The sequence below is a fragment of the Aeromicrobium halocynthiae genome (genome assembly GCF_039531385.1).
GTDB lineage: Bacteria > Actinomycetota > Actinomycetes > Propionibacteriales > Nocardioidaceae > Aeromicrobium > Aeromicrobium halocynthiae.
The window spans coordinates 144,275-155,095 of the sequence record NZ_BAAAPY010000001.1 but is presented as its reverse complement, the minus strand read 5'-3'; the positions used below and the strand labels follow the sequence as shown (position 1 = coordinate 155,095).

The following is a 10,821-nucleotide window of genomic DNA, read 5'->3' as shown; positions in this document are numbered from 1 at the left end:
GTGATGGGTGGCTCGTCGAGTCAGCCGACGCCCATCAGGTCGATGACGAAGACGAGCGTCTTGCCCGAGAGGCGGTGACCGCCACCGGCCGGACCGTAGGCGAGCTCGGGCGGGCAGATGAGCCGACGCCGACCGCCGACCTTCATGCCGGGGATGCCTTCCTGCCACCCGGCGATGAGCTGGTTCAGGGGGAAACGGACGGACTGGCCACGGTCCCAGGACGCGTCGAACTGCTCGCCGGTGTCGAACTCGACCCCGACGTAGTGGACGTCGACGACGCCGCCGGCGACGGCCTCGGGGCCGTCTCCCTCGGTGATGTCGTCGATCTGGAGCTCGGTGGGCGCGGGGCCCTCGATGAAGTCGACTTCAGGCTTGGAGGTCATGCCTCGATCCTCGCACGCGGCCGCCGGCGTGCCGCGCCGGGCACCGCGGCCCCGCCTCTGGGAGGATCGGACCATGCGCGCCACGATGATCCACGGCCCCGGTGACATCCGCCTGGAGACCGTCCCCGACCCCCAGCTCACCGACGACACCGACGCGGTCGTGCGGGTCGTCGCTGCCTGCGTGTGCGGCAGCGACCTCTGGCCCTACCGCGACACCTCCACCGGGGCCAACGGCCCGCAGCAGATCGGCCACGAGTTCGTCGGCGTCGTCGAGCAGGTCGGCTCCGCCGTCGAGGCGGTGGCCGTCGGCGACTTCGTCATCGCCCCGTTCCTGTTCTCCGACAACACCTGTGCGCTCTGCGCCAAGGGGATCCAGTCCTCGTGCGTCAACGGGGGCGGGTACACGGGCTGTCAGTGCGAGCTGGTGCGGGTGCCGTTCGCCGACGGCACCCTCGTGACGGTGCCCGGAACCGTCGACGAGGCGATGATCCCCCACCTGCTCACCCTGTCCGACGTGTTCCCCACCGGGCACCACGCAGCCGTGTCGGCCCGGGTCGGCGAGGGCAGCACGGTGGTCGTCGTCGGCGACGGCGCGGTCGGCCTCAGCGGCGTGCTCGCTGCCAAGCGTCTCGGCGCGGCGACGGTCGTCGCGATGTCGCGCCACGCCGCGCGCCAGGACATCGCCCGATCCTTCGGCGCCGACCACGTCGTCGAGGAGCGAGGACGGGAGGGTGCGAACGCCGTGAAAGAGATCCTCGGCGGCATCGGCGCGGACTCCGTGCTGGAGTGCGTCGGCACGAAGGAGGCCATGAAGCAGGCGTTCCAGTCCGTGCGGCCCGGCGGGACGGTCGGCTACGTCGGCATCCCGCACGGCGTCGAGCTCAACATGCCCGTCATGTTCGCCACGAACTCCAACCTGGCCGGCGGGGTCGCCCCGGTCCGTTCCTACCTGCCCGACCTGTTGCCAGACGTCCTCGACGGCTCGATCCTGCCCGGCCGGGTCTTCGACGCCGAGATGGCGCTCGCCGACGTCGCCGAGGCGTACCGCGCCATGGACGAGCGTCGCGCGACCAAGGTGATGCTGCGCCCCTGAGTGCAGGCAGACCCGGCACCACTCAGAACGGGTGGTCCTCCATCGCGTCGTTGAGGCGGCCGAGCTGGCGGGCGAAGCCGGACAGCTCCGTCGGGGTCCAGTCCTTCATCAGCGTCACGAGCCAGTCGTGGCTCTCGCGACGGAACCGCTCCAGCTGTTCCCTGGCCTCCGGGCGCGGCGTCAACAGCTGCGCGCGCCCGTCCTCGGGGTCCGCCACCCGGTGCACGAGCTCCATCTGCTCCATCGCGGTGACCGCTCGGCTGATCGTCGACTTGTGCACGCGCAGCGACTCCGCGAGATCGGAGGCGCGCACGCCCTCCGGGGCGTCGCAGACCGCGATGAAGACCACGAAGGTGTTGTAGTCGAGCCGCTCGTGGATCCTCGAGAGGTGGGCGAGCGACCGGGCACGGACGTGCCGGACCAGGCGGGCCAGCTCGTAGTCGACGTGGAAGTCGTCGGGCAGCTGACGGCTCATGGGGGTCATCCTACGACCGGCCGTCCGCTGCCCGACGTCTCCACCCGGATCCGCGAGCCACCCTCAGCGCAGCTGCGAGGACGACAGCTCGAGGATCCGGCGCGCCACGATGAGCTGCTGGATCTGCTGGGTGCCCTCGAAGATGTCGAGGATCTTGGAGTCACGCGACCACTTCTCCAGCAGCTCGGTCTCGCCGTAGCCGAGGGACCCGGCGAGCTCGACGCACTTGAGCGTGATCTCGTTGCCGACGCGCCCGGCCTTGGCCTTGGACATCGACGCCTCGACGGAGTTGGGCTTGCGGTTGTCGGCCAGCCACGCCGCCTCCAGCGTCAGCAGCAGGGCGGCCTCCCAGTCGGCCTCCATCTGGATGAAGGTGGCGGCGGCGTGCGACTGCGTCGACAGCGGCCGGTCGTAGTCGATCACGACGCCGGCGTCCTCCAGGAGCTCGCGGGTGAGCTCCAGCGCCGCGCGGGCGCAGCCGACGGCCATGCCGGCCACCAGCGGGCGGGTGTTGTCGAAGGTCGCCATGGCACCCGCGAAGCCCTGCTTGGTGTCGATCTCCGGGCTGCCGAGCAGGTTCTCGGCCGGCACGCGGCAGTTGTCGAGCACGATCACGGCCGTGTCGGACGCACGGATGCCGAGCTTGTGCTCGAGTCGCTCCACCCTGATGCCGGGCAGCGACTTCGGGACCACGAAGCTCTTGATGGCCGCGCGACCGAGGTCCTTGTCGAGCGTCGCCCACACGACGACGGAGTCGGCACGGTCACCGGAGGTGACGTAGATCTTCTCGCCGTTGAGCACGTACTCGTCACCGTCCTTGACGGCCGTCGTACGGATGGCCGCCGAGTCCGAGCCGGCGCCCGGCTCGGTGATCGCCATGGCGGCCCACGTGCCCTCGAACTTCTCCAGCTGCTCGTCGGTGGCGACCGAGGCGATGGCGGAGTTCCCGAGACCCTGGCGCGGCATCGAGAGCAGCAGGCCGACGTCGCCCCAACACATCTCGATGATGGAGAGCACCGAGGAGAGGTTGGTGCCGTTCTTGACCGTGGTGTCGCCGGAACCGTCGTCGGTGCGACGCACGCCCGCGGCGCCGGCGCCCTGGCTCTGGCCGGAGTCGCCCATGCCGTCGATCAGGGACGCGAGGAGGTCGAGCTCCTTGGGGTAGGCGTGCTCGGCGCGGTCGTACTTGCGCGAGTTGGCACGCAGGAACTCCGCCGCGACCTGGTTGGCCTGGCCGACGAAGGCGCGGAACTTCTTGGGGGTGTCGAGATTGATCATCGGTGTGCTGCCCTCAGACGAGGACGACTCCTTCCATGACGGCGACGGCGCGCAGGTCGCGGTACCAGCGCTCGACGGGGTGTTCCTTGACGAAGCCGTGACCACCGAGCAGCTGGACGCCGTCGGTGCCGATCTTCATGCCGTAGTCGGCGGCGAGGCGACGCGCGAGCGCCACCTCGCGGGAGGCGTCGCGGCCCTGCTCGAGTCGGGACGCCGCCTTGAGGGTCACGAGCCGCAGGCCCTCGAGCTCGATGGCGATGTTGGCGACCATGAAGGCGACGGACTGGCGGTGCGCGATCGGCTCGCCGAAGGCCTCGCGGCCCTTCACGTACTCCTTGACGTAGTCGAAGACCGCCTTGCCGGTCCCGGCGGCCAGCGCGGCCCACGCAACGCGGGAGAGGCGGACGCACTCGCGGTAGTCCTCGCTCGTGCCGAGCAGGGCCGACTCCTCGACGCGGACGCCGTCGAGCTTGAGCCGGGTCAGGGAGGCGGCGCGCAGACCCATGCTGGGGTCCTCGGCGAGAGACACGCCCTCGCTCCCGGACTCGACGATCACCAGGCGCGGCTCGCCGTCGAGCTCGACGCCGATGACGAACAGCTCGGCCTCGGTGCCACGGACGACGCCGGACTTGATGCCGTCGAGGACGAGCGAACCGCCCTCGCGGCGGGCCGTGGCGGCCGGCCGCAGCGGGTCGAACAGCGCCGTGGGCTCGGACAACGCGAGCGCCGCGGCGGGGACGTCGTCGCCGGTGAAGGACGGCAGGTACGTCTGCTGCTGCTCGTCGGAGCCCCAGAGGGAGATCGCCGTGGCGACGGCGGCGGGGGCCAGGCACGCGACGGCCTGGCCCATGTCGCCCTCGGAGAGGGCCTCGGCGACGAGTGCGCCGGTGACGGCAGAGCGTTCCTCGGAGAGTCCCCCGAGCTCCTCGGGGACGTTGAGCAGCGTGAGGCCGAACTCGCTCGTCTGCGACAGGACCTCCTTGCTCGTGAGGTCGTTCGCGTCGGCCTCCTCGGCGGCGGGTCGCAGCACCTCGCTCGCGAACTCGTTCATGACGCCGACGATCATCTGCTGGTCCTCGGTCGGCGTGAGGTCGAAGAGGCCGGAGTCGGAGGGGCGGCTCTGGCGGCGGGCCTTGCCCGAGCCCGAGACGCGCTTAAAGGTGCGGTTGGCGGTGCCGGCGGCCTGGAAGCCGGACTTGGCCCCCTGGTAGACGGCGCGCTCGGTGGCCTTGCGCAGGCCGAGTCGGTCGATGGCCGGGGAGCTGGCGATGCGGTTCAGCACCGCCAGCCCGATGCCCATGGGGTCCTTGCGATTGGCCACGAGAGCTCCTTGGTGAGGATGAGGCTGACAACAGATCGGTTCGGGGCGGACGGACGAGCGTCGCGCAGCGGTCGAGCCGTGGTGCCCGCCGCACGACAAATGTAACTCAGAGTTGCACTTTTGGGTACGGTCGGTGTCGCAGATCACCGCGGCACCGACGGCGGTAGGTTGGCCCTGCTCTCTCACCCGTTCTGGAGGTCCGGTGTCCCACCCGTCGTCGCGCCCGCTGCCCCCTGGCGGCTCCGTCCGTCCGATCACCCGCTGGGGCACGCCGGTGATGCACCGCGAGCTCCGCGAGGTCACACAGTTCGACGACGAGCTGCAGGTCCTCGTCGCGGACATGGTGGCGACGATGGCCGCCGCGAACGGTGTCGGACTCGCCGCGAACCAGGTCGGCGTCGACCTGAAGGTGTTCGTCTTCGACTGTCCCGACGCCGACGACGTCCGGGTCACAGGCGTCGTCTGCAACCCGGTCCTGGATCTGCCCGAGGGCGCGGCACGTCAGCTGGAGGAGGCCGACGAGGGCTGCCTGTCCCTCCCGGGCGCCTTCACGTCCTGCTCACGCCCGGACGAGGCCACGGTCACCGGCCTCGACGAGCACGGGGAGCCGGTCACGTTCCACGGCACCGGGCTGCTGGCGCGGTGCCTGCAGCACGAGACCGACCACCTCAACGGGACGGTGTTCGGCGACCGGATCCCCGAGAAGGCCCGCAAGCGGCTCTACAAGCAGCACCGAGAGCTGGCCGACGCCTACCCGGAGGACTGGCCGGTCTCCCCGGCCTCGCTCGAGGACTGAGCGTCCTCCTCGCGCAACCGCGGCACGGTGGCATCCGCCGGCTTGATGCCGGGCTTGTCGGCGTAGAAGGACCGCACGAGGTCCATGTCCGCGACGACGTCGTCGCTCGCGTGGAAGGTCGGTCCGAAGCCCATGGTGCGCGTCGGGGGGTCGAAGAAGGCGAGCGTGATCGGCAGTCCGGTCTGCAGCGACAGCCGGCGGAACCCGGACTTCCAGTACGTCCCCCTCGAGCGGGTGCCCTCGGCCGCGATCACGAGCCGGAACGGCTCCCCCGACGACCGCGCCTCGGCGACGAGCCCAGGGATCACCTCGGAGGCGTTGGAACGATCGAGCGGCACGCCGCCCATGCGGCGCAGCAGCCAGCCCAGCGGTCCGCGGAACAGCTCGGCCTTGACCAAGACGCGCGGGTGGGCGCCGTGGTGCCACATGACGAGCAGCATCGTCACGAAGTCCCAGTTCGAGGTGTGCGGCGCACCGACGAGGATGCCTTCCTTCGGCAGGTCGCCGACCATCCGGTACCGCATCATGCGGACGACGGTGCGGGCGAGACCTCGACGAACGACCATGCAGCGCAGACTAGGCCGTGCCGGTCGCGGCCGTCTCGCCGGACCGTCCGCGCGGGCGCAGCTGCCAGCAGGCCACCGCGGCCGAGGCGGCCACGTTCAGGGAGTCGATCTGCGCGGCCATCGGGATGGTGACACGCAGGTCGGCGGAGTCCTGCCAGTGGTCGCTCAGGCCGTGACCCTCCGACCCGAGCACGACGGCGAGCCGGTCCACGTCGGCGTCGATCGTGTCGAGCGGCACCGCGTCCTCGGCGAGGGTCATCGCGAGCGTCGTGAAGCCCGCGCACCGCAGCGTCGTGGGCGTCGCGAACCAGTCCTCGATCCGTGCGTACGGGAGGCGGAACACCGACCCCATCGCGACCTTGACCGAGCGCCGGTAGAGCGGGTCGGCGCACCGCGGCGAGAGCAGCACCGCGTCGAAGCCGAACGCCGCCACGCTGCGGAAGACCGCACCGACGTTCGTGTGGTCGACGAGGTCCTCCAGCACCACGACGCGACGTGCCCCGGTGAGGACGTCCTCGACCGACGGGAGCTCCGGGCGCTCGAACGCTGCGAGGGCGCCGCGGTGCACGTGGAAGCCGGTCAGCGACTCGATGGCGCGCTCCTCCAGCACGAAGCACGGCACGTCGTGGCCGGCCATGAGCTCGGCGAGACCGTCGAGCCAGCGTTCGGCCATGAGGAAGGAGCGGGGACGGTACCCCGCCTCGAGCGCCCGACGGACGACCTTCTCCCCCTCGGCGATGAACAGTCCGCGCTCACCCTCCAGCGCCGAACGGAGCTGGACGTCCCGCAGGGCGACGTAGTCGCGGAGCCGGTCGTCGGCGGAATCGTCGAGGCGGACCAGGTCGGGCACGCAGGTCAGCCTACGGCGGGAGGGACGGCGCATGCCCCCGGGAGGCGGGTCCCCCGTTCCTCGACGTGTCGCGCGCCTCACTTCGCACTACCGTGGACGGCATGAGTCTCGAACGCCCCGTGAGCCCCGACCCGTACACCCTGCTGCCGGAGGTCGCCTCCTTCGACGTCACGAGCACCGACGTGAGCGATGGCCAGCCGTTGAAGGACGACCAGGTCAACGCCGGCGGCGACACCTCACCGCAGCTGTCCTGGTCCGGTGCCCCCGAGGGGACGCAGTCCTACGTCGTGACCTGCTTCGACCCCGACGCCCCGACCGTCTCCGGCTTCTGGCACTGGACGGCGGTCGACATCCCCGCCGACGTCACCTCCCTGGACGCCGGTGCCGGCGCGGGCGACGACAGCCTGCCGGGCGACGCCTTCCACGTGCGCAACGACGGTGGTGCGAAGAACTTCATGGGCGCTGCGCCCCCGGAGGGCGACCAGGTGCACCGCTACTACTTCGTCGTGCACGCGGTCGGCGAGCCCACCCTCGGCGTCGACGCCGACGCCAGCCCGGCCGTCGTGGGCTTCAACCTCGCGTTCAAGACGCTCGGACGCGCGATCGTCCACGGCACGTACCAGCACTGAGTGCCACCCGCGAGCCGTCCGACGACACCGTCGGACGGCTCGCGTCATCTCTGCTCGAGCAGCTCGTCGAGAGGTCTGGCTCGCGCCCACCGCTCCTCGACGAGCATCGGACGGTCGTAGAAGCGGTCCACGGGCCCGAGGCAGAGCACGGCCACCGGCTCGGAGCCTTCGGGTAGGTCGAGGAGGTCGCCGAGTGCCACGGGGTCGAACATCGAGACCCATCCCATCCCGAGGTTCTCCGCTCGTGCGGCGAGCCAGAGGTTCTCGATGGCGCACGCGACGGACGCGAGATCCATGTGGGGCATGGTGCGACGCCCGAAGACGTGCCCGTCGCGACCTTCGCCGAGCGCGACGACGAGCAGCTCGGCGCAGTCGGCGATGCCCTCGACCTTCAGACGGAGGAATTCTGCGGCCCGCTCCCCCATCACCGCGGCGGTGCGGTCGCGTTCGTCGGCGACGAGCGCGCCGATCTGCTCGCGGACCGTCGCGTCGACGATCCGCAGGAAGCGCCACGGCTGCATGAGACCGACGCTGGGCGCCGCGTGCGCGGCCTCGAGCAGACGACGCAGGACGAGCTCGTCCACCGAGCCACCGGCGAAGTGCCGCATGTCGCGGCGCTCGGCGATGACCCGGTAGACGGCCTCGCGCTCGGCGTGGTCGAACTCCTGCGTCACTCGGCGTCGGGGGCCGGTCGACTCTTCGGCGTGGCACCCGGGCCCTCGGCGTCCTTCGCCGCTTCCAGGGCGGCCTCGACGGCCTCCTGGGTCCCGGCGTCGTCCTCGGTCTCCTCGACGACCGGGGCCTCCATGTCGACGCGCTTCTTCGACCCGCCACCGTCGACGGGGACCGTCCCGATGGCACCGCCGATCGAGCCGAGCGCCTTGGTGAGCTCGGCGGGCACGATCCAGGTGGACGCGTTCTCGCCCTGTGCGATCTTGGGCAGCGTCTGGAGGTACTGGTAGGCCAGGAGCTTCTGGTCGGGGTTCCCGTCGTGGATGGCCTGGAAGACCGTCTGGATCGCCTGGCCCTCGCCCTGCGCGCGCAGGATGGAGGCCTGACGGTCGGCCTGGGCGTTCAGGATCTGGGCCTGCTTCTCACCCTCCGCCGTGAGGATCGAGGCCTGCTTGGAGCCCTCGGCCGAGAGGATCGCGGACTGCCGCTCGCCCTCGGCGGTCAGGATCGCGGCGCGCTTGTCGCGCTCGGCGCGCATCTGCTTCTCCATCGCGTCGGAGATCGACGGCGGCGGGTCGATGCCCTTGAGCTCGACGCGGTTCACGCGGATTCCCCACTTGCCGGTGGCGCCGTCGAGCTCGCCGCGCAGGCCGGAGTTGATCTGGTCGCGGCTCGTGAGCGCGTGCTCCAGGCTCATGCCGCCGATGATGTTGCGCAGCGTCGTCATGGTCAGCTGCTCGATGGCCTGGATGTAGTTGGCGATCTCGTAGGTGGCCGAGACGGGGTCGGTGACCTGGAAGTAGATGACGGTGTCGATCGAGACGGTCAGGTTGTCCTCGGTGATCACCGGCTGGGGCGGGAACGACACGACCTGCTCGCGCGTGTCGATCATGTAGCGGACCTTGTCGACGAACGGCATGACGATGTTGAGGCCGGCCGGGAGCGTCGCGCGGTACTTGCCGAATCGCTCGACGATGCCGGCGCGTGCCTGGGGCACGATCTTGACGGTCATCGAGACGGCGACGATCGCGAGGATCACCAGCAGCACGAGGACCACGGTCAGGGCTGTCGGGAACATCTCATTTCCTCCAGGACGGTGGGTGGGGCGGGCGGTGGGGACTCGTCGGACGGGGGGGTGTCGGTGGCACCGACCCTACGGGCCGGAGGCGTCGGGCACGAACCGGTCGGTCCTCCGGGTGCTGGCGACCTGCCCCCGCTCCGTCGCCGGGTCGTCGTGCCGCACACGTCGTCGCGAGCGGTCCACGCGGCCGGTGCCTCCGGCACCCCGGGGGCGTGCCCCTCGACGGAGGCGCGACGGTGGGTCAGCCTCCCTGTCCTCGCCCGCCGCGCCGCGTGGACCTGGTGCGCCACCGGTCCGTGGTCGCTCACGTGGGCAGGGACCCGGTCCGGCTCACCGCTCTGCGACGACGGCGGTGGCACCGTCGATGCGGGTGACGACGACCTCCACACCCGGCGCCAGCGGGTCGCCCGACTCGGTGCGGGCCGACCAGACCTCGCCGGCGAGCTCGACCCGCCCGCGGAAGGTGTCGACGGCCTCGGACACCACGGCGGTGCGGCCGACGAGGTTGTGGTGACCGGTCGTGAGCGTCGGACCCCGGTGCAGTCGAGCGACCATCGGTGGGCGCGCGAAGTACAACAGCCCGGTGCCGACGGCGGCGAAGACGAGCAGGGCCAGCCACAACGGCCCACCGAGACCACTGACGACGGCCGCCGTCAGCGCGCCGAGGGCGAACATCAGGAAGATGAGGTCCAGGCTCATCATCTCCACGATCGCCAGCAGGACGGCGATGCCGATCCAGACCACCCACGCGTTGTCGGCGAGCCACTCGATCATGGTCGATCTCCTGTCGTCGGGTCGCCCGTCCGGACGACCGAGAGCGGTACCCCAAGGGTACCAGCGCACCGCCCCGCGACCGGCCGACGCGAACTCATCCTGCTCGGTGACCGAAGGCGGCTCGGCGGGCGGCGTACCGCTGGCCGACCTTGTTCAGCTCGAGGCGCATCCCGAAGGTGCGGCCCAGGGCTGCGGCGGTGAGGGTCTGCTCGATCGGCCCGGCCTCCACCACCCGACCGTCACGTAGCAGCAGGACGTGGGTGAAGCCCGGAGGGATCTCCTCGACGTGGTGGGACACCATCACGACGACCGGTGCACCGGGCGCCGTGGAGAGGATCTCCAGGCTCATCAGGAGGTCCTCGCGCGCACCGAGGTCGAGCCCGGCGCCCGGCTCGTCGAGCAGCAGCAGCTCGGGGTCGGTCATGAGCGCACGCGCGATGAGGGTGCGCTTGCGCTCACCCTCGGACAGCGTGCCGAAGGTGCGGTGCGAGAGCGCTCGGATCCCGAGCTCGCCGAGGATCTGATGCGCCCGCTCGAGGTCGTCGCCGTCGTACGTCTCGCGCCACCGGCCGGTGACCGCGTGCGCCGCCGAGACGACGACGTCCTCGACCGTCTCCGCCGGCGGGATGCGGTCGGCGATCGCCGTGCCGCTGTGCCCGATGCGCGTGCGCAGGTCGAAGACCTCGGTGCGACCGAGCCGCTCCCCGAGGATGTCGGCCGTGCCACTCGTCGGGTGCATCTGGGCCCCGACGACCTGCATGAGCGTGCTCTTGCCGGCGCCGTTGGGGCCGAGCACCACCCAGCGCTGGTCGTCCTCGACCCGCCAGGAGACGTCGGTCAGCAGCGCCTTGCCCGGCCGCAGGACGGACACCGACTCGAGCTCGATCACGGTCGTCATCGGTC

The 10,821-nt window shown here is 71.0% G+C and carries 13 protein-coding genes; 3 read left to right on the top strand and 10 right to left on the bottom strand.

Translation table 11 applies throughout. From position 1 onward, the window contains the following. Positions 1-20 precede the first annotated feature (20 nt). Positions 21-383 (bottom strand): FKBP-type peptidyl-prolyl cis-trans isomerase, encoded by a 363-nt coding sequence (locus ABD213_RS00675; protein WP_344323091.1) that lies wholly within the window; start codon positions 381-383, stop codon positions 21-23. Between the two features lie 73 nt (positions 384-456). On the opposite strand from ABD213_RS00675, the gene ABD213_RS00670 reads away from it, so the two are divergent. Continuing rightward, positions 457-1,476 (top strand): zinc-binding dehydrogenase, encoded by a 1,020-nt coding sequence (locus tag ABD213_RS00670; protein WP_344323089.1) that lies wholly within the window; start codon positions 457-459, stop codon positions 1,474-1,476. A 22-nt stretch (positions 1,477-1,498) separates the two neighbouring features. Here the strand turns inward: ABD213_RS00670 and ABD213_RS00665 are convergent, their stop codons facing one another. From ABD213_RS00665 to ABD213_RS00655, 3 genes are all read right to left on the bottom strand, one after another. Continuing rightward, positions 1,499-1,951: a MarR family winged helix-turn-helix transcriptional regulator gene (locus tag ABD213_RS00665; protein WP_344323087.1), complete on the bottom strand. Its 453-nt coding sequence runs from the start codon at positions 1,949-1,951 to the stop codon at positions 1,499-1,501. Between the two features lie 63 nt (positions 1,952-2,014). Next, the gene (locus tag ABD213_RS00660) at positions 2,015-3,229 is read right to left on the bottom strand and encodes an acyl-CoA dehydrogenase family protein (RefSeq protein WP_344323085.1); all 1,215 of its coding nucleotides are present in this window, start codon (positions 3,227-3,229) and stop codon (positions 2,015-2,017) included. A 13-nt stretch (positions 3,230-3,242) separates the two neighbouring features. Next, complete coding sequence (locus ABD213_RS00655; protein WP_344323083.1) at positions 3,243-4,550, bottom strand: acyl-CoA dehydrogenase family protein; 1,308 nt, start codon at positions 4,548-4,550, stop codon at positions 3,243-3,245. Positions 4,551-4,752: 202 nt separating this feature from the next. Between ABD213_RS00655 and def the strand changes: the two genes are divergently transcribed. Further along, a complete protein-coding gene (gene def, locus ABD213_RS00650; RefSeq protein WP_344323081.1) occupies positions 4,753-5,346 on the top strand; it encodes a peptide deformylase in 594 nt (197 codons plus the stop codon). On the opposite strand, the gene ABD213_RS00645 is transcribed toward def, so the two are convergent. Both ABD213_RS00645 and ABD213_RS00640 read right to left on the bottom strand, forming a co-directional pair. Then, entirely contained in the window at positions 5,301-5,912 is a 612-nt protein-coding gene (locus ABD213_RS00645) for a 1-acyl-sn-glycerol-3-phosphate acyltransferase (protein ID WP_344323079.1), read from the bottom strand. The genes def and ABD213_RS00645 overlap by 46 nt on opposite strands. Positions 5,913-5,922: 10 nt before the next feature. Next, positions 5,923-6,762: a TrmH family RNA methyltransferase gene (locus ABD213_RS00640; protein ID WP_344323077.1), complete on the bottom strand. Its 840-nt coding sequence runs from the start codon at positions 6,760-6,762 to the stop codon at positions 5,923-5,925. Between the two features lie 101 nt (positions 6,763-6,863). On the opposite strand from ABD213_RS00640, the gene ABD213_RS00635 reads away from it, so the two are divergent. Beyond that, positions 6,864-7,391: a YbhB/YbcL family Raf kinase inhibitor-like protein gene (locus ABD213_RS00635; RefSeq protein ID WP_344323075.1), complete on the top strand. Its 528-nt coding sequence runs from the start codon at positions 6,864-6,866 to the stop codon at positions 7,389-7,391. Positions 7,392-7,435: 44 nt separating this feature from the next. Here ABD213_RS00635 and bluB read toward each other — a convergent pair whose 3' ends face one another. From bluB to ABD213_RS00615, 4 genes are all read right to left on the bottom strand, one after another. After that, positions 7,436-8,065, bottom strand: coding sequence for a 5,6-dimethylbenzimidazole synthase (gene bluB / locus ABD213_RS00630; protein ID WP_344323073.1), 630 nt, complete (start codon positions 8,063-8,065; stop codon positions 7,436-7,438). Continuing rightward, complete coding sequence (locus ABD213_RS00625; RefSeq protein WP_344323071.1) at positions 8,062-9,141, bottom strand: SPFH domain-containing protein; 1,080 nt, start codon at positions 9,139-9,141, stop codon at positions 8,062-8,064. The genes bluB and ABD213_RS00625 overlap by 4 nt, the downstream gene beginning before the upstream one ends. A gap of 333 nt (positions 9,142-9,474) precedes the next feature. Then, the gene (locus ABD213_RS00620; protein WP_344323069.1) at positions 9,475-9,918 is read right to left on the bottom strand and encodes an NfeD family protein; all 444 of its coding nucleotides are present in this window, start codon (positions 9,916-9,918) and stop codon (positions 9,475-9,477) included. A gap of 94 nt (positions 9,919-10,012) precedes the next feature. After that, complete coding sequence (locus ABD213_RS00615; protein WP_344323068.1) at positions 10,013-10,816, bottom strand: ABC transporter ATP-binding protein; 804 nt, start codon at positions 10,814-10,816, stop codon at positions 10,013-10,015. Between the last annotated feature and the right edge of the window lie 5 nt (positions 10,817-10,821).